The organism is Psychrobacter sp. TWR1-1-1 (assembly GCF_049895865.1).
In the GTDB taxonomy this organism is placed as follows: Bacteria; Pseudomonadota; Gammaproteobacteria; order Pseudomonadales; family Moraxellaceae; genus Psychrobacter; species Psychrobacter immobilis_A.
The window spans coordinates 103,404-128,418 of record NZ_JAFCTE010000004.1 but is presented as its reverse complement, the minus strand read 5'-3'; the positions used below and the strand labels follow the sequence as shown (position 1 = coordinate 128,418).

The window sequence follows — 25,015 nt, the reverse complement described above, 5'->3', positions numbered from 1 at the left end:
GAATATTACTGTGCGTTATCACTTATTTGCAAACCTGCCACTGGCTAGCCAATTATGTAGAACCAATATTCAGAAAAAACTGTTTTTTAGTAGCTCATTAACCACCGCTTTAGCCGCGATCGTTGCCTTAGGTACGATGAGCAGCAGCCATGCAAAGGTGCTTTTCACCGATACCAGTCTTTCTGTACTATATGGTAATGATTATGAGCTGGTAGAAGACGGAGAATTGACGACCATCACTCTGGAGCACGCATCTACCCACAGTTGGGGCGGCGTATTTTTCTTCGTCGATCGCCATCAAGGCGCAAATGATATTGAAAACAATAGATTTAAAGAAACGTATGGCGAGTTTGCTCCCAAGTTAAAGCTTACAACTTTCGATGATAGCTTTATCAAACAGCTCAATCTAGCAGGTCAATATGAGTTTGGCTCAAACAGTACAGGCTTTAGCCAAGACAACTATATGATAGGACTAGGTGCAGATTTGAATGTCCCTATTTCTGGTATGAAGTACGCCTCCGCTTCCTTATATCATGTCTTCAATGACAATACTGATGATGACCAACAAATCACCTTAACCTACGGTTGGGAGAAAAATAACGTTGTGATAGATGGTTATATAGACTACTCTTTTAACAACGACGACTTAAAAGATCAATTGCACATCAATCCGCAAATAAAATACAACTTACAGCCACTATTGGGCATTGATAATCGCTTAGAAGTCGGTATAGAATATAGCTATTGGAAGAATAAGTATGGTAGTGATACGACCCAAAATACACCTAGTGCTCTAGTGAAGTTTCATTTTTAATCGTCTATCTGGTCTGACAGATCGCTCTAAAATAGTACTCAAACAATCCTCATGCAACCTCTCAAGCCAGCATGAGGATTTTTATTTTATACGGGTTAAACGGATATCTGAGATTCTATTTATTTTCAAAATCAATGCGTATTTATAAATTTCGTTATGGTTTTACGACGTATAATTATTCAGCATTTTTTTATTATACAGAGGACAAAATATGGAATATAACCACATACCCAGACAATCATTAGGCTTCTTCCCCACTCCATTGATAGAGCTTACTAGGTTAAGTAAAGAACTTGATGGCCCTACTATCTTTATGAAACGAGATGACAACACGGGACTGGCATTGGGTGGCAATAAAACCCGTAAGCTTGAATTTATCCTGGGTGATGCCCTTGCTCAGGGTGCTGATTGCGTGATTACGGCAGGAGCTGCACAATCCAATCATTGTCGCCAGACTGCTGCTGCCGCTGCAAGCTTGGGACTTGACTGCCATTTAGTATTAGGCGGAGAAGAACCCGAGCAAGCAAGTGGCAATCTTTTATTAGACAAAATTTTTGGATCATATATCCATTGGGCAGGTGCCCATCGCAAAGGGGAAGACATCCCTAAAATCGTTGAACAGTTAAAAAAACAAGGCAAAAAACCATACGTCATACCTTATGGTGGCTCCAATGAGCTGGGTGCTTTGGCCTTTGTAGAGGCTTTTAAAGAGTTAGAGTCACAACGTAAAAGTATGGACGTCTCATTTACTCATATCGTTTTTGCCTCTAGCTCTGGCGCAACACAAGCCGGTTTGATGCTTGGTAAAAAAATACTCAACTCGCCTGCGCACATTGTGGGTATCAATATCGATAAAGGTGAAACAGACAAAGTACCGTTTGATCAGTATACCGTCGCACTTGCCAATAACACCGCCACCCTTATCGGTGCCGATTACCAGTTTTCAGAGATCGACTTAATACTTAACTCCGATTATGTGGGCGACGGTTATGGTGTGGTTGGTACTTTAGAGAACGAAGCCATTGAGATGACTGCGCAAACAGAGGGCATACTTTTGGACCCTGTTTATACGGGTCGGGCGATGGGTGGACTCATAGATATGATTCGGTCTGGCAAAATCAAAAAAACAGACACTGTCTTATTCTGGCACACGGGCGGCGCTCCGGCTTTGTTTGCTTACTCAACTGACTTAGATATGATGAAAAGAAATGGATAAATAAATTTTGATGCATTAATACAAACTGTATATATTAACTACGATCTTATGAGCGTTGATTCAGCCGGCTCACACTAGCAATCAACGCCACCATAATCACTCCCATAATGATGAGAATCCCAGACATCATGTGCGCTCCCTCGTAATTCAGCGCCTCTACTTGCTCGTATATCGCAATCGAGACCACTTTAGTCTCATCGGATATACTACCCCCTATCATCAAAACCACGCCAAACTCACCAATAGTATGGGCAAAACTTATTAAGCTGCCGAGCACAATACCGACACGCGCTTGTGGCAGAGCGACTCTGAGAAACCGTTTGAAACGGCTTGGCTCCAATAAATGTGCCACTTCCATCACGCTTTGTGGAATACGTAAAAATTGGGCGTAGACAGGCTGAATATAAAAAGGTAAGGAGTAAATAATTGAACCAATGACAAGACCTTCAAAGGTAAATATCAAGGAACTGATATTATGTTCGCTAAGCCATTTACCAATACCGACACTAGGGCTTAACAGTAATAAAAGATAAAAGCCGATGACGGTAGGCGGCAAAACCAATGGCATGGCAATGATGCCCATAAGCAAGACTTTAAGACGTGCCACAACTTGCCTACGACTGGGCTTAGCGAGCCAATAAGCCACAGGCGTTGCGAACAGTAATAAACAAATGGTAGTGACACCAGCAAGCTTAATACTGACCCAAAATGGACTAAGCATATCGGACATAAGAGACTGGTCTATCATAATGTCACTGCTCGTTGCCATTCGTTATGAGGATAAAGGATCTATTGTATCTAATATTAAAAGATTGAACAGACAAATATAATGTCAGCTCTTATAAATAGCGCGTTGATAAACAAAGCGCATTGATAAACAAACAGTGTAGCGTTTATCAGTCACAGTATCAGTCTTCTTGTGTCGATATTATTTATTAAAACCTGACAAGATTATGGTCTGTTGAAAAACAATCATAGCGTAAAATAAAAAAGCACCCTAATAAGGTGCTTTTTTATTTTATTCACTAAGCTCATCGTATTAAATACTACCGTCAAAAATGATGGTTAAAAAATTTCTTTTAACACGTTAATATTAGAATTAATACGAGTCAAAAGCAGTGCAATCAACCTGCTTCACCACGAAGCTAACGATGACGCACTACGCTGAGTAATAAAGCCGTCTGGAGTCTGACCATTGTCTGCTTGCCAGCGCTGGAACGCCAATCGAGTATTGGTACCCACGATACCGTCAGCGCCTTTAGTATCATAGCCTGAGTTGGTCAAACGCTGCTGTAAATTTCGTACTTGAGCTGTGGATAATGGACGCTCATAACGCGGCCATGATTTCTGTAATCCGCCTTGTCCAGCAAGCGCTTTACCCAACAAGCTGACACCTAGCGCATAGCTCGATGAGTTATTATAAACCTTGATCACATCAAAGTTTGGACTGAGTAACAGCACTGGACCATCCTTGCCAGCTGGTAGCCACAGCTCCATTTCGGTATTGGCATCCAAATAAACATCAGCGATGGTATCAACACCCATCGCCGCCCATCTCGCGGCAGGCTGCTTACTACCAACCATGGAGTAATCGAATGAGGCAGGAATGGTCGCTTCGTAAAATGGCGCTAGACCTCGAACCCAACCTGAGTTACTTAAATAATTAGCGGTGGACGCCAGTGCATCGCCCGTTGCCCACGGATTACGGTGACCATTACCATCGCCATCCACTCCGTGCTTCAGCCAAGTATCAGGGATAAACTGCGTCTGTCCCATGCCGCCTGCCCAAGAACCATCCAGCTGCGACCAAGACACATCACCGCGCTGCAATAGTGTCGCTAATGACAACAACTGAGTTTCGGCAAACTCTTGGCGACGACCATCATAAGCCAGACTCGCAAGCGAGCTTGGTATGCTGCTATTACCCGTCACCACGCCGTATGACGACTCCATGCCCCAAATGGCAGCGATTATTTCTGCATTGACGCCGTACTGCGATTCTAATTGCGACAAAAATGCCCGTTGCTCGGCGAACTTACGCTTACCAGTACTCACACGCCCATCAGATACGGCAGAATCGACGTATTCCCATGGCATCTTAGAAAACTCTGGCTGTCCTGAGTCAAGTGAGATGACTTGCTGATTTAAATAAGCGGTATCAAGTAGACGACGCACCGTCGCTGCATCATGGCCTGATGAAATCGCCCGCATAGAAAAATCCGACTTCCAATCAGAGAAGCTGTTATAGCTTGGCTTTGCCACTGGCTGCGGCTTGATGACAGGCTTCGGTGCTGGCTTCACTTGAATGGTTTGAGTTTGGGTAATCTGAACGTTGCCTTGACGCACGGGTTTGCTAGGTTTTTGCATTGCCTGTTGGCTGGTACACCCAACCATCACTAACGCAGGAAACAGAGCAAGATATTGTTTTTTTAACATCATAAAATTCTCAAGTATGAATAAGTAAAGCGACTCAAATAAACCGATTTAGTTAAGGTGGCTTTATTCAAACGCTCTAAAATTCAAGCGCTCTGAATAAAGCCACTAAACTTGCCAAATCAGTCAAAACTTGGCATCACGTTTAACGCCCTAGTACCGCACGTGGATCAATAGGATTACCATTTAAGCGCACTTGGAACTCTAAGCCGACCTGATTGGTCTGGCCACTGTTACCCATGTTTGCAATGCGCTGACCGCGCTGTACAGCATCGCCTTCTTTGACCAGTAGCTGACTATTATGCGCATAAGCGGTGATGTAATTATCACTATGGCGAATCATAATAAGATTGCCATACTCTGGCAGACCATCGCCCGAATACAGTACCGTGCCAGATTGGCTAGCAAGTACGGGATCACCGATATTACCAGCAAACCACATACCCATCGTACCCGCTGCCGCATCAAAGTTACGAGTCACTTGATTGCGACTTGGATATTCATAACCTGACGTTGCGTTAGCCGTCACTTCGTATACAGGGCTTTGTGAGCTATTATTAGGCACGCTCGTTACAGGTGGTCTGTACGTTGGCTGTGTCGTTGTAGGCGCGTTATAACGATTGTTATCGGCTGGCGTACCTTGCCACAGCTTGAGCCATTGACCACTATAAATCGTATACTTGCTGTCCAAACCATTGAGCGAACCGATTTGACGGTAACTGAGACGATAGCGCTCAGCAATCTGGCTGACCGTATCGCCACGCTGTACACGATGGTAGTTAGGAACGCCTTGTGCATTGGTAATAATCTTAGGTCCCGCTTGGTTAGCTGATTGGTAAGTAGGCTTGGTTGCACAGCCCACCATCGTTAACGTTGCTGCTGTTAAAGTACCTATCAATGCCACTGTTGCAAAGCGCGATCCAGCAATAAGCTTCTTCATACAAGATTTCCTATTCTTTATGTTACTCACAAACTCCTTGTGTTACTCACAAGCATTTTGCTAACTTTTATACCGTTTAGTATTTGGCAAATACCATTATCAATCACTCGATAGTAAACCATTTTCTAAGGCGTGTCCTCATTTTGAAAATGGTGATAAAAATGAGATAAATGGCAGCCAAATAACAAAAATAGCGCAGATAATATCAGGATATTGACCAGCTGTTTGACGCATTTTGGCAGCGTAAATTTATAGCATTAACGCCGACAGCGTTTTAAGCGTGTCTGCTGGCGTATGATGCAGGCGCACTGGCGATAAACTGATATAACCCGCCGCTACCGCTTGATCATCCGTCATATCTGTTGTGGAGGACTGCAAACCTTCAGTTTCTAATGGCAACTCATGTGGGCGTTTACGTAGCGACAACCAATAAGCATCACGCCCACGTGGATCGACCACATGATGTACAGGACGCGCAATCTGACGGTGCCCTAACGCCGTTATTTTCCGACCTTTGATCTCATCGGCACTATCCACATCAGGAATATTAACGTTTAATACATGATAGGGCAAATTTTTGCAAGCATCTAATATCGGTGTTTCTATCAATAATTTAACAATTTCAGCTGCCGCCATTTGATAATGACTGGTCTGCTCTTGCCCTTCTCCTTTGACGCCGCCGCCCACTAGGGAGGTCGCAATGGCAGGTATTCCAAAGAGCTGTGCGGTTAATGCAGCACCAAAGGTACCCGAAAATAAAACGTCTTGACCAAGATTGGCACCAGAATTGATACCAGTAATCACACAATCAAAACACGTATCAGGATATAACTCATGCAATGCCAAATGTACACAGTCCGCGGGCGAACCATTTACCGCTATAAAACCAGAATCCAATCGATGAGTATATAATGGCATGGAGAGGCTCAAAGCACTCGCGCAGCCACTTTGCTCACTGTTTGGCGCAACCACTACCACCTCTGCAATAGCAGACAGGGCTTGATATAATGCTAGTAACCCTGGTGCATAAACCCCATCATCATTACTAATTAAAAATTTCATTTTCACTCAATATACTCATTAATGACCGCCTGTCCACTTATGAACTTTAGCCGCATAAAATTGCTATAATCAGACCCGAAAATGGTGGTTAGTTTGTGTGATCATACTGTTGATGCTGCCATCTACATTGACTTTTTCTGCATAAATAGTATTTATACACAGCATTTGGCAAGCGTCAAATGGTAGCTGAATTTACTATCAAAGTTAAAAAAGCCATACCGCTATCAAATAAAATAATACTGTGTTTATATCGCAGCATGGATATGAAAAAATTGATAATTGATATAGCAAAACGCGGATGCCACCATAATTTTGGGCGATTATACCCTAATAATACGCTGACACGAACCCAGTCTTTGCGCAGAATCTATCCAATTTATAATTTTATCACGATGATATCTGCATCAATAACAGCAAAAAAACTTGGCGTGACGTTACAATAGGCAACACCTTACAACAATACAAACTTATATTTTTATGCTGACGTAACTTATGAGTCTATGCTGCTGATATGTTGCTCAAAAAGAGCTTTGGCTCACAAGATATCTACACATAAATCAATATTTTATGTGACTTTTGTTTTTTTACCCATTAACATATCACCATTAATTAAAGATAAGCGAGTGTAATACTGCATGAAAAATCAATCGATATTATCTATAGCTTCTGTGATAGCAAAGACGGCGTCCAAAATTAGTCTTGCAGGACTGGTAACGTCTGTTGCCATGTTGTCTCAAGCATCCTTTGCGGCGAATAATTCTGCTACAACCATACCTCTAGATATGTCTGGCATCAATGTTACCAAACATGAAATTGCGGTCATGCAAGTGCTATCAGAGATATGTCCACCGATGCTCAATGGCAAACAAAAACAGCGCTTTTATAAATCTTATAACGTGCAGCTTCACGAGTTGATGCCGTCTTTAGAAGATCCAAAAGCAGCGATTCAATATCTATCCACTCAGCAAGATTATCGCCAGATATTACAAGGCATTCGTAGCTGGACAATGGGCTTCTCTAAACAAGACAACAAAGCTCTATGCGAAGATTTGGCGAATGCTGAATACCAGTAGTGGAATATCATAACTAAGCTCAACAATTACAACATTATAATTGGCTTACTTATCATACATCCTATCGTCTCCCCTACAATAACTATGCCCCAGTATTGATTCTAAATTGATAAAGTCAGCTATAATTAATGACAATAAATCATGGCATTATCTGTTTTGGAACGTTGAATATGGGCTATTTAGCGACACCTTATAAGCTTGTTCATCAGGCTTGTAAGTAACAAAAAAGCTTACGGTAATTCTGTTTATACCAACAGGATGACCGTAAGCTTTTTTATGACAGTCGAATTATTTCTATTCAAGGCACTGTGGCAGTATTAGTCTGAGCAAACGTTTACTTCTTACTACTCTTTCTTTTTAATCGGGTCTTTTTTTGCATTTATCGATTCCCCATCGGTTGGCATTTTGCTAAGATAAGGCGTTAATTTTATGTCTGTCGCTCAGCCATCACCACTCTTATTAATACATTGTTTTTAAACAGAATGTTTAAGACAGGCTACTTAAAATGATGCATAAGATTTAGTGCAAGGTACAAGCGGTAGATACATTTGGTTTCATGATGCGGTGTAACGATATATGACAGTAAAGCGTGTAAAAAATCAGCTGGTGCAGCTGGTAGTCGGTGTGAGTATCTCTATGAGTGCAGTGATGGCAAACGCAGCCATCCAGCCGCCTGAGATGGATAATACCGCCTATGTATTGATGGATTATAATACTGGTGAGATTTTGGCACAAAAGAACGCCAATGAGTCGCTACCGCCAGCGTCTTTGACAAAAATGATGACCAGTTACATCATTGAGCAGCGCTTAGCATCAGGCGACCTCAAAGAAGATGACCAAGTCATAATGAGTCCAAATGCTTGGTGTCGTGGTAGTAGCAGCCAGTCTTGCATGTATGTGCCGGTAAATAAATCTGCGAGTGTTATCGACATGCTACGCGGTATTATTATTCAATCAGGTAACGATGCCTCAAAAGCTATGGCTGAGCATATCGCTGGTAGCGAAGCCTCATTTGCTATCTTGATGAATGAGCAAGCAGAAAAGCTTGGTATGAAAAATACCCATTTCGTCAACTCTACTGGTATGCCTGACGAAGGGCATGAGGCATCAGCACTAGATTTGGCCAAATTGTCACGTGCTATTATCAAGAATAGCGGCGACTATTATGGTATTTATGCAGAAAAAGAGTTCACCTATAACGGTATTACTCAAGGTAACCGTAATGCTCTGCTTGCAACTGACCCTACCGTTGATGGTTTAAAAACTGGCCACACTGATGCCGCAGGCTATTGCTTAGCGGCTTCAAGCAATCGTGATGGCATGCGCTTGATTTCTGTGATTATGGGAACAGAGAGCCAGCAAGCACGTGCCGATCAATCACGTGAGCTGCTCAACTGGGGCTTTGGCCACTTCACTACTGTCACCAAAGCACCTGCCGGACAATTCGTCAGCAAAGTTCCGGTCTGGTTCGGTGAAGCTGATGAAGTCGAGCTAGTCACTGCGGATAACTTACAAATTCTAACCAGCAAAACGCAAAAAAATAAAATCACGACTGTGGTAGATATTCCTGAGAGCTTAGAAGCACCCATCAAAAAAGGTCAAGAAATTGGCAAAATGATGGCGGTTATTGATGGTAAAGCGGTGGCTTCAGTGCCTATTATAGCGACCAGTGATATCGAGCAGTCAGGCTTTATGAGCCGCACTTGGCAGCGTGTCGTACGTTGGGCACAAAATCTGTTTTAGAGAATATTAGTAAAAGCTATTTTTCAAGAACATTACTGACAAAAAAGACGCCTCAAAACGGGGCGTCTTTTTTATGTCTTCATTCACCGCACAGATTTTATTATTGCCATTAAGTAGTGTCATCATAAAACTGTGATAAACACTGATTTACTAGACTTAGCAGGTTTGCCCTCGTTCATCATATTTTTCAGATTAAAAGCAAGCACTCTTGTCGAAAATACGATGTTCGAAACTATTTACAGTAAATGAGTAAATGAAAGGCAATCGAGTACATTAAACGAGGTTAGTACAGTAAGCGTGACAAATCCTTTAGTCCTCTTACGTCCATACCAACCAGCGCTTAAGCAAGTCGCTTAATGCTTTATCTTTATAAGTGGCGCTATAACAGTAATCGACGCCAGCTGCTTTCAAACCATGCTCAAAGCTATCTAACTGCTTCGCTCGATGTGGTGGATACCAATATACCAATAAAGCCCGATGTTCACTTTCAAATTGACGAATACGCTTGGCTAACGACTCAGCTTTACTTGGAAAGATATCTTCCGCAAACATCACCATATTCACCTGTCTTATACTCATCTCCTCTATAACCAGTGTTTCATGCTGACGATAAATGACCGTCGCGCCTAAACGCTCTAGCTCCTTCGCTAAAAACCCGACTTCATGATAATAATAGTAAATAATAGTCAATCCAGCCAATAAATGCTGCTGCCGAGACTGCTGTTTATTGGTCATCGATATGGTCAGCATGAATTGGGTGCCTGACCCTAACGTGCTATCTACTTCTATAGTAGCGCCCATCAGCTGAGCCATTTGCTTGACGACTGGCAAACCAACACCTGAGCCTTCATATTGGCGAGTTTGTGATGAATCCACTTGGAAAAACGGATTAAAAATATCATCGATATGAGTGCTATCGATACCAATACCTGTGTCTTTCACACTGATTTGCCAGCGATTGCTTTTATCAAAATGGGTCAATTGCGACGTAATAGTCACCTGCCCCGCTGGAGTAAACTTAATCGCATTACTCAGTAATATCGATAATATTTGTTTTATTTTTTCCGCATCCCCTTCCAGACCATAGTCTATATGATGAATACGGCTAATCAACTCTAGCCTTTTTTGCCGAGCAATAGGCTCATATTCTGCCAACAGATCGGCGATCAACTGCAGTGGATTGAACGCAATACAATTAATACTCATCTGACCTTTTTGTATTTGATTCAATTGAATAATATGATCAAGCGACGACACCAATTTATCACTACCGTCACTGATAATTTCAACCGCATCTTTTTGTTCTCTATTGAGGGTATCGTAATCTAACAGCTGTAAACCGCCTACGATAGCGTTTAGCGAAGTTTTCAGCTCATGGGTGATCATGCTTTGAAAGTTATGCAGCTGCACATCGAGGGATACGTCTTTGTTGTGTAATTGCTGCTCAAAAATAGCAAGCGCCTCATAATCTTGTTGGACTTTCTGTAAACGATCAAACAATACAGCCAAAGTTTGCTTGATTTGCACCAGTTCCTGAAATTCAAAAAGCTGTGGAATCACTGGTAACTGCTCAAGCTCTGGGTTTTTCACAACGATGTGACAGACTTCTTTCAAAGCTTCAATATCTCTGATTGGCCATTTGAGTTTGCGCAGAATGTACAATACCCAAAGTACCGTCAATATCGTGGTAATAAGCCATAGCAATATATTGCTTCGAAACCAATGTGAACGCAGGGTGTTCACATCTAAAGTGAGATCAATATATCCAACTAACGCGCTATTTTTATTGGCCTCACTAGACGCTGACGATTCTTGCTCACCATTTGATAAAGTCGTGGACGATTGCTGACTGCTGTTTAACGTATCTAGCGCGCTATCATCACCGATATCGTCACTGGTAACGGGATAATTGAAGCTGACAGTATCTGCAAATAAAGCATTCTTCCAATCATCTCTGGATTGATTAACTTCATCAATAGGTTTGGGTGTTGAATAAAATAAAATACTTCTAATGCTGGGTTCACTTTCTAACAAGAATCTCACTTGCTCAGCCACGATATCAGCACCATCGGCTGTCGATGCGCTGGTGGTCAACATGGTAGCCAATTGCTGGATATGCTGACGCTTCTCTTTATAGTGGTATAACAAACCATAAACGATAGACATCAAGAAGCCTGCCAACACAGCCAAAATAATGGCTTGTACGACAGAACGCCAAATAAGCGTAGAGATGGTTTGAGAGGGACGGTTGTTCATATTACTTAACTGAGTTAAGAAAACTTTTGATTATAGTACAGGTATTTTGTAGGAGTAGTGAGGGAAATATCACATGTTAATAAAACTTAACAACGTATTAATATATCATGATGACCGATATAATCATCATGATATGGCACATTACAGAGAAGCATGAACAATAGAATCCAATAGTCTTTATTTACTACAACAATATAAAGACCGTCATCATTTTGCTAAATTAACGCTTTTTATCTTTATTGGTGAATTTCTGCTTATCTTTGGTAGTAAATTTTTGTGCCCGATTACGCTCGCGTTGGCGCAACTGTTGCGTCTTCGCTTTGGTTGGCGTATCGCTCTTGTTGGCATATGGGTTGTCATTTTGTTTAAGGACAACATTGAGCGGCGTGCCTTCGAGCTTAAATACTTGACGGAATTGGTTCTCCAGATAACGCTGATAGCTCTTAGGTAGCGCGCTGGTTTGGTTACCATGAATGACAATCACGGGCGGATTGTGACCACCGATGTGAGCGAAGCGCAGTTTAATACGGCGACCAGCAACCGTTGGTGGTGGATTGGCTGTCACCGCATCTTGCAGAATCTGAGTCAAACGATTGGTTGACACTTCAAACATCGAAGATTTATAAGCACGCAAGATAGACGGGTATAGATTACCCACACCCGTACCATGTAGTGCTGAGATTAGATGTACTTTTACATAAGGGATAAAGTTAAAGCGGCGATCCATCTCAATCTTGATATAATTTTTCTGATCAGCAGTCAGACCATCCCACTTATTAATCGCAACAACTAGAGCACGACCCGCATCAAGCGCATAGCCAATCATATGCAAGTCTTGATCAACGATACCTTCATGCGCATCAATAACAATAACGGTGACGTTAGAATCTTCGATTGCTTGCAGGGTTTTAATGACCGAGAACTTCTCTACTTTTTCATCAATTCTGCCGCGGCGGCGCACACCAGCAGTATCGATTAAGACGTAGTCTTTACCTTCGCGTGTATAAGGAATATAAATACTGTCACGCGTGGTACCGGGCATATCAAAAACCACTACTCGGTCTTCACCCAATAGACGATTGACTAGCGTAGATTTACCAACGTTTGGACGACCTATGATCGCTAACTTCAAACCTTTTGGCTCTACGACATTCTCTTGCTCAGGCATATCAGCCGTCAATATTTCAAGCAAATTACCGACACCGCGACCATGACTTGCCGCCATCGGATATGGCTCACCCAATCCTAATGCATAAAACTCGGCAGGTGCAGCGTCGTGAGCACCATCGACTTTATTGGCAACCACATAGACTGGTTTGCCAAGTGTGTGCAAAAACTTACCAATCTCCGCATCTGCGCCGATCATACCAGCACGAGCATCTACCACAAATACGATGATGTCCGCTTCATGAATCGCTGTATGCGATTGCTCAGACATATAGTCATCAATATTGCCGCTACCATCATCCGCCTCACCAATACCACCAGTGTCTACAACGATAAAAGATTTGTCTTCATAGGTAGCATCACCGTACTGACGGTCACGAGTCAGTCCTGACAAATCAGCAACCAATGCCTGCCGACTTTTTGTGAACTGATTAAATAAGGTAGATTTACCGACGTTTGGACGACCAATTAAGGCGACCACAGGCTTGATACTCATGGGTTACTCTCAGTGAAAGGCACAATGGCGGGCAGTACAGTTATTCTTATAACCAGTGATATAACAGTAGTCGTGAATAAGCTGCTCTTGACCGCAAATTAAAATGAATGATAAAACAATAGTAAAAATAATAGTCAGCTATTTTACAATTAGTAAGTGGTACATAGGATGACTAAATGATAAATAAATAATATATATATATGGATAACACCTACGGCGCATCGGTCGCATAGAGTACGCGAAAGCCTGTATTTAAACAAGCAATTTACACAAGGCACTAAACGCTGACGAAGCAGCGTTGGTGTTCTCTAAAATTGCAATCAACCCGTTGGCTTAACGATAATATCCAACATACTATCTAAGTAAGCATTAACCGATAAAAAGCTTAGCGGGCTAATTGCCAAATAGCAACCTGTCCTGATGTGCTCTGTGTCATCAAGCGGCTGCCTTGTACTTGCAAGCTACTCAAAGCGCCCTTAGTTTGTACACGGCTAACGATTTTACCGCTAGCTGGATCAAATAAGTGTACCATGCCGTCAAAATCACCCACGGCAATATAATTGCCAATCATTACAGGATTGGTTAAATGACGATAAGCCAGCTCTTCACTTTCCCAAAGAACCTCACCATTACTGCGATTATAGGCAACCACTTTGCCCTCTAAGCTGGTACCAATCACTTGCTGGTTATTTACAGCAAGTGACTTTAAGCTGGCAAGCTCGTTGACAAACATGACTTGACGCGAAGCCAAATCAATACCTAATAACTGACCACTATAACTGATGGCAAATAGCTGGTTTTTATCGACGATCGGCGTACCATCGACATCACTCATGCGCTCAACTTCACTACTACCAGTACCAACGCCAACACGTCTTGACCACTGCGGTAAACCACTATCAGTCGTCACCGCATGTAAACGACCATCAGCAGTCGCCAATAATGCCGTTTTGCTATCTAATAACGTTGGCGCCGCACTACCGCGCACACTGATGGCTGGCACTTGTGTGGCAAACTGCCAGACAGACTGACCTGTCTGTAGTGACAAGCCATGTAAAAAGCCATCGTTCGCTGATAGAATGACACGGTTATTGGTAATTAAAGCGGGTGTCAATACTGATCCTGATAACTGCTTCTGCCAGCGTTTTGCGCCAGTCACACTATCAAATGCCATCACTTGACCGCCGCGTGTGCTAATAATCGCTGTTTGGCTTAAAGCATCTAAAGCAACACCGCCCGTGATTTGATCGCCAACGTTGATCGACCATAAACGTTCGCCTGCACTGTTAAAGCCGGTCAAGTCCCCACCGCGCGATGCAGTGACGATTTGGCCATTGACATAACCTACTTGCAAGTCTAATGGATCTTTCTTACTGGCTTTTTTATTGCCAATATCTGTGCTAAAAACCGGTTGCAACACACTGATAGGCTCAGCAATCTGTACCAGCTTGACTGGATCATTGACGACGGGTTTAATACCGCGATTACACCCAATCACTGCAGTGCCCATCACTGCCAATACTGCCACATGCATCACCGTCGATTTGATAGTTTTAGCTTTTGATATCTTGCTAGAGCGAATAGATTGAGTCATTATGAGTTCTCACTACAAATAAATTATTATTAATTAGTAAATTGGTTATCAGTAAATGTAAGATCGACGATTAGTACTCACCAAGCACATTCAATGAGTGCTAGTGGTCTATGCGACGCTATTGTTTTACTGCACCACTTAGCTTGTAGAACGGTTATAGATACGCGCTATTGACTAGCAATTATCAGGCATTAGGTAGAACGCAAACGCTATTATTGGTTAACAGCGCTTGTCACTGTACAATTATTGCGCAACCTCGGCAGCAGCATTTTCTTCCACTAAGGGCTGTGCAGCACTACTTGACTCTTGAATCAGACTGACTGGTTCGTCGATAGGCTCAGGTACGATGCCCAGACTCTCCATCTTTAATGCCAATACTGCACGCGTCTCTTGACGGTTGCGTAACAACTCCCAAGCATTATTATAAGACTTGATCGCTGAGTCTTTATTATCTTGTGCCAAATAAATATCCCCTAACAACTCTTGTTGGCTGGCTTCAAATGAGCTTGGCATATCATTGTTGGCTTCTGCTAATGCAGCATCCGCATCGCCTGCCGCTAGTAACGTTGTCGCATAGCGCAAACGAGTAATTGCCTGTAAGCCTGCATCACCTAAATCAATGGCCAATGCTTTTTTGAGGGTTTCACTTGCTTCGGTAAATTCATTATTATCTACTTGCTGACGCGCTTTAATCATCAGTGCCTGCCAAGCGTAAACCGACTCACCATGCTCGCTGACTAGCGCATCAATATCTTTGTTTAGCTGGGTGCGACTTTGGGCAAGTGCTGCCTGTGCTTCTGCTTCCAAATCAGGGTTTTGTGAGGCCAAACTGACTTCTTCATTCAACCGCTGAATGTCTGCATAATGATCTGCTGCAACGGTGTCTACGCGCGCATGGTTGTCCTGCCAATATGTCCAACCAAAATAAGCGGCCAGTGCCAACAAAATCGCAGTGACAATATAGCTGCCATACTGCTTTAACGCTTGCATTGAATTGTCTGCATTCGGCGAATTGGGTGTCAGAGCCATATATGTTTACCTGATAAAAGTGTTATGAAATTGCTAATACTAAAACCGCAATCGATTACTGACGGATAAAATTTTCTTTGCTCGACAGCCAATCTGTCGCAACCGTCTGTTGTTCGCCCGTCTGCATGTCTTTAACGCTGAGGGTATTATCATCCAGCTCTTGCTGCGCAATAATAACGGTCAATGCAGCACCTGACTTATCGGCTTTCTTCATTTGCGCTTTTAGGCTCGTCGCACTCGCCATTTTCACCCGAATGTCTGGGCGACTATAGCGTAGACGTTGAGCATAGCCAATACCAGCACTATAAACCTCTGGATGGGCAACCACAAAGACATCACAAGCGGGAACATCAGCAATTGGCGCAACCGCTTCCATTAACAGTAATAAACGCTCAAGCCCCATGGCAAATCCAACAGCAGGCTCAGATTTTACTGGCTTATTGCCATCAGTACCGATGGATTTTAGTTGCCCAATCAAACCATCATAACGGCCGCCTGCACAAACAGTCGCTTGGCTACCAAGCTTGTCGGTCACCCACTCAAAAACCGTTTTGTTATAATAATCAAGACCGCGTACTAAGTGTGGATTGATCTCAAAATTAATACCCAGCTCTGTTAAATAGGCTTGTACTTGCTCAAAATGCGCCACGCTTTCTTCACCTAAAAAGTCAGCAAGCTTAGGCGCGTCTACCAATAGAGCTTGGGTACTTGCTTCTTTGCTATCTAAAATACGTAGCGGATTGGTGGTCAAGCGGCGCTTGCTGTCTTCATCCAGCTGATCTTTTTTATCGGTTAAATAAGCAACCAATGCTTCGCGATAAGCATGACGCTCATCAATTTCGCCCAGACTGTTTAGCTCTAAACGCATCTCATCTTTTAGACCCAGCTCTTGCCACATCAAACGGGTCATGGCGATCAGCTCAGCGTCAGCGTCTGGTAAGGCACTACCAAAGCTTTCAACACCTATTTGATGAAACTGACGATAACGACCTTTTTGTGGACGCTCATAGCGAAACATTGGACCGATATACCATAATTTAGGCGTATCACCGCGCAGCAAGTTGTGCTCAATCACAGCACGTACTGCACCTGCTGTACCTTCGGGGCGTAGAGCCAACGGCGTTGGTGGATCAGATTTATCGTTAAAGCTATACATCTCTTTTTCGACAATATCAGTCGCACCGCCAATAGCACGCGCAAACAAATCGGTTTGCTCAACGATTGGCAAGCGAATATGCTCAAAGCCGTATCTGCCCAGTACTTCAGCCAATATCGCTTCTAAATGCAGCCATTTTGCGGACTGATCAGGCAAAATATCATTAAACCCTTTGATAGCTTTAATCATGGTACGGTCGTATCCTTAAAAATTTTAACAAGTGTCTCTTTTATTTTTTGCTCATAATAGTGTTTTATTTTACGCGGATAATCTCATTCTCGCGTTTTTTAGCCAAATCTTCGGCATGTGCGCGTACCATACCTTCTATTTCATCGACCAAATTGTCGGTATCGATAAGATGGCTTTTTTCACCCATACGATATACCAAGGATCTTGGTGCGGCACCAACAATGCCAATATCGGCCTCTTTCGCTTCACCAGGACCATTTACTTTACAGCCGATCACAGACAGATTCATTGGTTCACGAATGTCTTCTAAGCGCGACTCTAAAGCCGTCATAACTCGAATCACATCAAACTCTTGGCGCGAGCAGCTTGGGCACGCAATAAAGTTGACACCATTAGAACGTATATTTAGCGATTTTAAAATATCAAAGCCGATTTTAATTTCTTCTTCAGGCTCTGCCGCCAGTGAGATACGAATGGTATCACCGATGCCATCTAATAATAAACCGCCAAGTGCAATCGCAGATTTAACCGCGCCCGTACGATAAACGCCCGCCTCGGTGACGCCTAAATGCAGCGGGTTATCAATCTGGGCAGAAATCAGGCGATACGCATCCAAGGTCAAAAACACATTACTGGCTTTAACCGATACTTTATATTGATCAAAATTTAGACGATCTAATATATCGATATGGCGCATGGCTGATTCAAGCATCGCCTCGCCAGTTGGCTCGGTATATTTGCGCTGAATGTCTTTTTCGAGCGAGCCTGCATTGACACCGATACGAATAGGGATGTTGTAATATTTGGCACAGGCGACCACTTCACGTACTTTGGCATCGCTACCGATGTTACCTGGATTAATACGCAGACAGTCAGCCCCTGCTTCAGCAACTGCTAACGCAATCTTGTGGTCGAAATGCACATCTGCAATCAAAGGCACACTGACCAGCTTATGAATTTCGCCAAAAGCTTTGACCGTATCCATCGTTGGCGTCGACACCCGCATCAAATCCGCACCAGCTTCAACGCAGCGTTCGATTTGAGCGACAGTTGCTGCCACATCGCAAGTATCTGTATTGGTCATACTCTGCACACTAATCGGCGCATCACCACCAATCGCGACATCACCGACATATATTTTTTTGGTAAGGCGACGGTTAATAGGCGCTGACGTTGACATAGACAAACCCTTCAGTTAAAGCGAAAAAACGCAGAAAAAATATACTTATAATAGCTTGGAGATAGCAAATTTTAAAAATAAATCTTGTACAGCAGTCGATAAGACTAGCATTCAAAATTAGCCGCTCAAAAAGTTAAGGCGCTAACTCAAAATTGGCTTGCTTATCCGTTGCATAAGTATTTAGAGCAACCGCTTCTTGGTTAAGCATTATGCTGACATTATCGACATTATCAATTTGTACATTAAACGGCGGCGTACCTGACAGTTTATAATCCCCAGATGTCTGCGAGCCACTCATTAGACTACTACCAGAAGCATCAGTAATACTCACGACGGCGGTATCCGTCAGTTTGACATCTAAAGACGCTGGACTTGCATCGCCGCCCAAGTTTAGAGCAGAGCCAGAGGCACCAACGCCCATCTCATCAGTATTGATTGCCGCCCCTTGCGCTTGCTCTATCGCTGAGACGTCTTCGACCGTCGATACTGGCTGCTCGGTATTCTCTTTACTTGCATTACTCACCATGCGAAATAAGAAAATCGCTAAAATAATGACACCAATAACGGCGATGATCAGTAGTGGGTTAAAACGAATTCGATTGTGCGTATCACGTTGCAACGTGCCCATTGGACGCAGTGGCGTATCCGTGTTATTCACTGATTTTGCTTTCAGCTCCGTAGGATAAGCGGCATCAAAGCTGGTCGCTATTTTTACAGGATCTAAACCCAAAAACTTAGCATAATTGATGGCAAACCCACGGGCAAAAGCAGCTTGCGGCATCTCCGAAAAATTTTCATTTTCAAGCGCTTGCAAATGACGCTTTAAAATAAATAACTCGGCAGCTACCTCGTCTAAGCTGATTTGCTTATTTTTACGGGCTTGCTGCAACACGGCACCAAATGATCCCTGAGCGTTAGATTGAGTGTTTAATGATGGGGTGGTCATTTCCATGGTGCCTCTGGATTGTTAAGCCAAGTCTTAAGTTGTTTTGCTTCATCACTTAAAGGATAAGCAGATAAAAGCTGCTGTGCCAATTGCTGGCGCGTCGTTATGTTATTTTGTGCAGCGGCCAATTTGATACCTTGTAATAGCAAGCGCGGGCTAATGCCCTGCCCTTGCACCAGTATCAACGTTTCATCATAAAGCCGTTGAGCCTGTGGAACACGTTGCTGCTCAAGCAATAAGTCGACCAACTCGATATGGGCAATAATACTATTACGATTGCCATCAAGTGCCCGTAAAAATGCTTTAGCAGCCGCACTGCGATCCCCTAGCTGTAAGTAAGTGCGCCCTAGATTCTCTAGCGCACCAATACGACCTTCGTAACCTAATGCTGAACCCGCAATCTCAAACTGCTCTGCCGCCTCACGATAGCGCTTCATTTGTGACAAATAAACGCCATAGTTATTGTGGGCTTGCTCAAAATCTTTATCAAGCGTGATCGCTTTTTTAAAATACTGATCGGCTTTTTCGAGATTGAGTCGACTGCCCTCTTGCTGCAGCAAAACGCCCATCATATCATAGGCTGGCGCGTAACGGCTATCGGCAGCAAAGGCTTTTTCGAGTTGGCGTTGAGCGGTATCAAGCTCATTTTTGCGGATATATTGCGCGGCAAGTGAAGTGCGCACGCGAGCAATTTCTTGTTGATCTAAGTTACGATTGTCATTGGGTCGCGTAGACGTTTGATAAGCCGCGATGTTTGTCAAATCATTGGTCGGCGTGCTTTGACAACCAGTGAGCAGCAGCCCTACCAACGCCGTCACTAATACCGTACGCTTCGACATCGCTATTGGGTCAATAGCCACTTGTCCATTCGCTGTACTCAATCGCTTATAAGCCTGAGAAAATATTTTCTGATAATTGAACTGACAAGAATTTCTAGAAGTCATCATAGCCGCCATCATAAAACTGTGATTCAATGCGTTCGATCCTCGAGGCATCAGTTTAATAGATTTAGCCCGCATAAGTACAATTTAGTTGTCATTAATTGCTGTGCACATCCAAACTAATCGTTATTGCTACATTTTTATTACCATTGCGACAGATAAAAGACAAATACGATGATACATCGAAAATGTCTATTCACCATTTATATGACCATCATACTAAACACTTTCACGATCCTTGATGCTTTGCTGCCACGCGGCTGAACGACGCGTTCTATCAGCAACTTGCCCAACCAATTGACCACATGCCGCATCAATATCATCACCACGAGTTTGACGTATGGTACAAACAAAACCTGCTTCACTTAATATGTTGCTAAAGGCATGAATACGATTATTACTCGACTTATCATAATTTGCATGAGGGAACGGGTTAAATGGTATCAAGTTAATCTTACTCGGTAAATCGCCCAATAATGCGACCAATTGCTCAGCATGCTCATTACTATCATTGACACCATCTAGCATCACATATTCAATAGTCACGTGTTTTTTGTGGCGCGGATTGACTTCAAAAACGTAATTTCTCGCTGCCGCCATGAGCTGCTCTAATGGATATTTTTTATTAATTGGTACTAGCTCATTACGCAACTCATCATTTGGCGCGTGTAATGAAATCGCTAAAGCCACGTCAAGCTCCTGTGCCAACTCGTACATTTTTGGAACGACGCCTGAAGTCGACAAAGTAACGCGGCGTTTTGATAAACCATAAGCATGGTCACTGAGCATCAATTCCATCGAGCTGACAACGGGACGATAGTTTAATAACGGCTCGCCCATGCCCATCATCACCACGTTGGTGACGTTGTTTTCCCACAAACTATGGTCAACATTTTCTAAACTATCATTTTCATCGGTCATATAAGAGGCATTTGCCACCCATAATTGTCCAAGAATCTCAGCCGCCGTCAAATCGCGCTCAAAGCCCTGCTTACCCGTACTACAAAAGCTACAGTCGAGCGCACAGCCCACTTGCGAAGAGACACACAAGGTTTTACGACCGTTTAATTTACTATCATCTGCGGGAATCAGTACCGTCTCAACCAACGAGCCACCCGTGACTTCAAAGACCCATTTACGCGTGCCGTCATCGCTGTATTGACGATGAATCACTTTTGGCGGAATGACGCAGGCATTGGCTGATAATTTATCACGCAAAGATTTACTCAGATTGGTCATTTGCTCAAAATCAGTGACACCCTGCTGATATATCCACTTGATGACTTGCGTCGAGCGAAACGGCTTTTCGCCAATACTCTTAAAGTATTCCGCCAGCTGCGCTTGTGTCATACCTAGTAGATTGGTTTTCGCCTGCGCCTCGTCTACTAATTTTATACTCTTAGTAGTCTTAGCAGGGACTTGTTGGACGTCAGTTTGAATAGGAGTTTGAGCAGTTGACATAATAAATAACCTTTTTGTATCTACTGGTATGAGCGATACAATTGTTGAGATGGGTGTTGCAGACGTACTCAATATATGAGTGCATGAGCAATCCGTTATGAGCGCATTTTTTACCAAAAGCTAAAAGTAATATGCTGATAAAGGATTGATAACGCTATATAAAACCAATAATGAGGGAGAAAAGTTAAAATTTCAACACTAAAATTTCAACACATAGTCAGACTATTATAATAGCTAAAACGGCTTATACCAAAAGATATAAGCCGTCTTGCCACACTAATAATTTATAGTCAATTTTATAAGCTATTAGTGCATAGTGAATCAAATATAGAGCTGGTACAAGGAAGACAAGCGCCAATTGTACATTGAGTACATTAAGCGAGTCTGACACCGTAACAGACTATATTTGGTTTACTATATTAACGCGTACGTGCACACACTTCTTCTTCATTGAAGAAGTAGCTGATTTCACGTGCTGCTGATTCAGCTGAATCTGAACCATGAACGGCGTTTTCATCGATGCTACTAGCGAAGTCAGCACGGATAGTGCCTTCAGCGGCGTCTTTTGGGTTAGTAGCGCCCATGATATCGCGATGCTTAGCGATCGCATTTTCGCCTTCTAATACAGATACCAATACTGGGCCTGAAGTCATAAATGACACTAGATCGTTGTAGAATGGACGCTCAGCGTGCTCAGCGTAAAAACCGCCCGCTTTTTTATCATCAAGTTGCATCATTTTAGCAGCAACAATTTTTAGACCTGATTTTTCAAAGCGATCGTAGATAGCGCCGATGTTGTTGCCAGCTACTGCGTCAGGTTTGATGATAGATAAAGTACGTTCGTTAGCCATGAAAAGCTCCTAATAAATAATGAATTCGATAAAAATGAGATGGTAAATACTTTGTTTTATCTTTGGCCGCAATGTTGACTTAGGCATATTTAAATAACTCATGGTCTATCAATGTGATAATATGAGCGCCAACACAGGATTGCTGCCTATTATAATGATTAGCGCTATAAATGATAGGGTTAATTTATGACCGCATCTTGCATAAAAGTAAATTTATTACCATAGCTTATCTTAAGACAAAGTGAGCATTCATCAATAGCAGATTCTTGCCCTATGTATCTCATCGCTAACTATCTTTGTCATTGATGGGCATAAAACCAACTTGGCGGAAACTCTATGTAAGTGTTACCAACAAAAATCCCTCAGCATATAATGCTAAGGGATTTTATTAATACGCAGCTATGAAGGTCACTGCTTTCAAGCAATACTAAAAAACAACTACTCGCCTAAGCGGCTGTCGCGGCAACTGCCAGCGCTACATTCACGCACACGATCATTTAAGAAGTTCACTCGCTCAGTTGTCACCCGAGTCGCACAACCCATATTGACAAAAAATCCTTCATCATTATTATAACTACATTGGTCATTACGCTCGCGTATCCACGCCAGTTGTCCACGTTTGAGTTTGGATTTTTGCTGGCTATTTAACTGCTTAGCCAATTTTGCATAAGAACTATTCAGCTCTTTATCCGCTTCTAAATATACTTTCGTTAAGCAATATAAACCATCAAAATCATTGTTGGGTTTATCACAGTTTTGCGCGCCCCATGACAGCATAGGAAACATAAAAGCCGCAGACGTTAGCAGCGCTAAAGCTGTTTTGCCTATAGAGTGCTTGATAATAGTCGCTTTCATCACGTTTTCCTTTTTATATATTGATAAAATTACATTCATTTATGACATAATATACCAATTAAACCAGAATAATGTTAGCAATTTCCCTCTTTATACTATTTTTCTTATCACAGGTTATGCAATCGCCAGATATCTTGATTTTTTATCGTTAGAGATTAATAGTGATTAACACTTTTTATCATTTGCCATTAATGACAGTTCACATAATAAAAAATGATGAGAATTTACTCATAAGGTAATACTCATAAAAAAAATCCCAATGCTCAGCACTGGGATTTTTTATTAATACTAAAAGCGATTTAAGCAACTTTACAGTAAAAACTAAGCATCATACGGGTCGCGTAATACAATCGTCTCTTCGCGGTCTGGACCGGTTGAGATAATATCAACTGGGCAACCAATCAACGCTTCGATACGTTTGATATATTTTTTCGCATTTTCTGGAAGTTCATCATAGTTAGTGATACCAACGGTTGACTCACTCCACCCTTGCATGGTCTCATACTTAGGCGTGACTGACTCATAGAATTCAGCATCATGTGCACCTGCACATTCAGTCTCAGGCAAGTTATAACCCACACCAATTAGTAGCTCTTCAAGACCATCTAATACGTCAAGCTTAGTTAAGCAGATACCTGACATAGAGTTCAGTACCACGGCACGGCGTAATGCTTCCGCATCGAACCAACCACAGCGACGCGCACGACCAGTAGTCGCACCAAATTCATGACCGACTTTAGCCAAATGCGCACCAACATCATCAAATAGTTCAGTTGGGAATGGACCACTACCGACACGGGTAGTATAAGCTTTAGTGATACCAAGTACGTAATCTAAGTACAATGGACCGATACCTGTACCAGTCGATACGCCACCAGCGGTTACGCTTGAGCTAGTAACAAACGGATAAGTACCATGGTCGATATCAAGCAATGTACCTTGCGCACCTTCAAACATCAGGTTCTTACCAGCCAGACGCAATTGATTAAGGTCTTCGGTCACATCAGTAACCATGCCTTTAATCTCTTCTTTCCACTCTTGGCAAAGCTTAAGTGTCTCATCAAAATCAATCGCTTCAACTTTATAATATTGAGTCAGTTGGAAATTATGATATTCGATTAAGTTGCGGAGTTTTTCTTCTAAATCATCACGGAACAAGTCAGCAAGCTTGATGGCACGGCGGGCTACTTTATCTTCGTAAGCAGGACCAATACCACGACCTGTCGTACCGATTTTGCCAGTACCGCGTTTGGCTTCGCGTGCTTGGTCAAGTGCCACATGATACGGCATGATAAGTGGGCAGTTTGGAGAGATACGCAGACGCTCACGTACTGGTACGTTGTTGTCTTCTAGCTCTTTCATCTCTTTCAATAATGCGTCAGGTGCTAACACCACGCCGTTACCGATGAAGCAGGTAACGCCTTCACGTAAAATACCTGATGGGATTAAATGTAGGATGGTGGTTTTGCCATCGACAACTAACGTGTGACCAGCGTTATGTCCGCCTTGAAAACGTGCAACTGCTGAAGCTTTTTCGGTTAGTAAATCGACGATTTTACCTTTACCTTCATCGCCCCATTGGCTACCCAAAACTACGACATTCTTACCCATGA

20 protein-coding genes are annotated in these 25,015 nt (G+C 42.8%); 4 read left to right on the top strand and 16 right to left on the bottom strand.

Annotated elements, in window-relative coordinates; all coding sequences use genetic code 11:
- Positions 1-10 precede the first annotated feature (10 nt).
- Positions 11-814 (top strand): DUF5020 family protein, encoded by an 804-nt coding sequence (locus ACP69U_RS05805; RefSeq protein WP_319020724.1) that lies wholly within the window; start codon positions 11-13, stop codon positions 812-814.
- Between the two features lie 211 nt (positions 815-1,025).
- Positions 1,026-2,030: a D-cysteine desulfhydrase family protein gene (locus ACP69U_RS05800; RefSeq protein ID WP_193007098.1), complete on the top strand. Its 1,005-nt coding sequence runs from the start codon at positions 1,026-1,028 to the stop codon at positions 2,028-2,030.
- 46 nt (positions 2,031-2,076) lie between these two features.
- Here ACP69U_RS05800 and modB read toward each other — a convergent pair whose 3' ends face one another.
- The 4 genes from modB to surE form a co-directional block, all read right to left on the bottom strand.
- Positions 2,077-2,778 (bottom strand): molybdate ABC transporter permease subunit, encoded by a 702-nt coding sequence (gene modB / locus ACP69U_RS05795; RefSeq protein WP_426138090.1) that lies wholly within the window; start codon positions 2,776-2,778, stop codon positions 2,077-2,079.
- Positions 2,779-3,164: 386 nt separating this feature from the next.
- The gene (locus ACP69U_RS05790; RefSeq protein ID WP_055124471.1) at positions 3,165-4,469 is read right to left on the bottom strand and encodes a lytic murein transglycosylase; all 1,305 of its coding nucleotides are present in this window, start codon (positions 4,467-4,469) and stop codon (positions 3,165-3,167) included.
- Between the two features lie 139 nt (positions 4,470-4,608).
- On the bottom strand, positions 4,609-5,403 hold the full coding sequence (locus tag ACP69U_RS05785; RefSeq protein WP_201559919.1) for a M23 family metallopeptidase: 795 nt from the start codon (positions 5,401-5,403) through the stop codon (positions 4,609-4,611).
- 249 nt (positions 5,404-5,652) lie between these two features.
- Positions 5,653-6,465 (bottom strand): 5'/3'-nucleotidase SurE, encoded by an 813-nt coding sequence (gene surE / locus ACP69U_RS05780; RefSeq protein WP_426138089.1) that lies wholly within the window; start codon positions 6,463-6,465, stop codon positions 5,653-5,655.
- A gap of 635 nt (positions 6,466-7,100) precedes the next feature.
- On the opposite strand from surE, the gene ACP69U_RS05775 reads away from it, so the two are divergent.
- Both ACP69U_RS05775 and ACP69U_RS05770 read left to right on the top strand, forming a co-directional pair.
- Positions 7,101-7,538, top strand: coding sequence for an MCR_0457 family protein (locus ACP69U_RS05775; protein ID WP_045444876.1), 438 nt, complete (start codon positions 7,101-7,103; stop codon positions 7,536-7,538).
- Between the two features lie 576 nt (positions 7,539-8,114).
- Positions 8,115-9,281, top strand: coding sequence for a D-alanyl-D-alanine carboxypeptidase family protein (locus ACP69U_RS05770; RefSeq protein ID WP_045444873.1), 1,167 nt, complete (start codon positions 8,115-8,117; stop codon positions 9,279-9,281).
- A gap of 318 nt (positions 9,282-9,599) precedes the next feature.
- Here ACP69U_RS05770 and ACP69U_RS05765 read toward each other — a convergent pair whose 3' ends face one another.
- The 12 genes from ACP69U_RS05765 to ACP69U_RS05710 all read right to left on the bottom strand — a co-directional run bounded on the left by ACP69U_RS05765 (position 9,600) and on the right by ACP69U_RS05710 (position 25,013).
- Entirely contained in the window at positions 9,600-11,537 is a 1,938-nt protein-coding gene (locus tag ACP69U_RS05765; RefSeq protein WP_426138088.1) for a sensor histidine kinase, read from the bottom strand.
- 220 nt (positions 11,538-11,757) lie between these two features.
- Positions 11,758-13,200, bottom strand: coding sequence for a ribosome biogenesis GTPase Der (gene der / locus ACP69U_RS05760; RefSeq protein ID WP_055124475.1), 1,443 nt, complete (start codon positions 13,198-13,200; stop codon positions 11,758-11,760).
- Between the two features lie 385 nt (positions 13,201-13,585).
- Positions 13,586-14,794 carry an outer membrane protein assembly factor BamB gene (gene bamB / locus ACP69U_RS05755; protein ID WP_270894605.1) on the bottom strand — a complete coding sequence of 403 codons (1,209 nt, stop codon included), beginning with the start codon at positions 14,792-14,794 and terminating at the stop codon, positions 13,586-13,588.
- Positions 14,795-15,037: 243 nt separating this feature from the next.
- Positions 15,038-15,823, bottom strand: coding sequence for a YfgM family protein (locus ACP69U_RS05750; protein ID WP_426138087.1), 786 nt, complete (start codon positions 15,821-15,823; stop codon positions 15,038-15,040).
- 55 nt (positions 15,824-15,878) lie between these two features.
- A complete protein-coding gene (gene hisS / locus ACP69U_RS05745; RefSeq protein ID WP_198330074.1) occupies positions 15,879-17,168 on the bottom strand; it encodes a histidine--tRNA ligase in 1,290 nt (429 codons plus the stop codon).
- A 64-nt stretch (positions 17,169-17,232) separates the two neighbouring features.
- On the bottom strand, positions 17,233-18,348 hold the full coding sequence (gene ispG / locus ACP69U_RS05740; RefSeq protein ID WP_426138086.1) for a flavodoxin-dependent (E)-4-hydroxy-3-methylbut-2-enyl-diphosphate synthase: 1,116 nt from the start codon (positions 18,346-18,348) through the stop codon (positions 17,233-17,235).
- A gap of 133 nt (positions 18,349-18,481) precedes the next feature.
- A complete protein-coding gene (locus ACP69U_RS05735; RefSeq protein ID WP_109591647.1) occupies positions 18,482-19,294 on the bottom strand; it encodes a helix-turn-helix domain-containing protein in 813 nt (270 codons plus the stop codon).
- Positions 19,291-20,238, bottom strand: a complete 948-nt coding sequence (gene pilW, locus ACP69U_RS05730) for a type IV pilus biogenesis/stability protein PilW (RefSeq protein ID WP_426138085.1) — start codon at positions 20,236-20,238, stop codon at positions 19,291-19,293. Before pilW ends, ACP69U_RS05735 begins: the two co-directional genes overlap by 4 nt.
- 216 nt (positions 20,239-20,454) lie before the next feature.
- A complete protein-coding gene (gene rlmN / locus ACP69U_RS05725; protein ID WP_201502915.1) occupies positions 20,455-21,696 on the bottom strand; it encodes a 23S rRNA (adenine(2503)-C(2))-methyltransferase RlmN in 1,242 nt (413 codons plus the stop codon).
- A gap of 419 nt (positions 21,697-22,115) precedes the next feature.
- Positions 22,116-22,547, bottom strand: a complete 432-nt coding sequence (gene ndk, locus ACP69U_RS05720; RefSeq protein WP_055124481.1) for a nucleoside-diphosphate kinase — start codon at positions 22,545-22,547, stop codon at positions 22,116-22,118.
- 438 nt (positions 22,548-22,985) lie between these two features.
- Positions 22,986-23,402, bottom strand: a complete 417-nt coding sequence (locus tag ACP69U_RS05715) for a lysozyme inhibitor LprI family protein (RefSeq protein WP_426138084.1) — start codon at positions 23,400-23,402, stop codon at positions 22,986-22,988.
- 321 nt (positions 23,403-23,723) lie between these two features.
- Complete coding sequence (locus tag ACP69U_RS05710; protein WP_045444847.1) at positions 23,724-25,013, bottom strand: adenylosuccinate synthase; 1,290 nt, start codon at positions 25,011-25,013, stop codon at positions 23,724-23,726.
- Positions 25,014-25,015 lie beyond the last annotated feature (2 nt).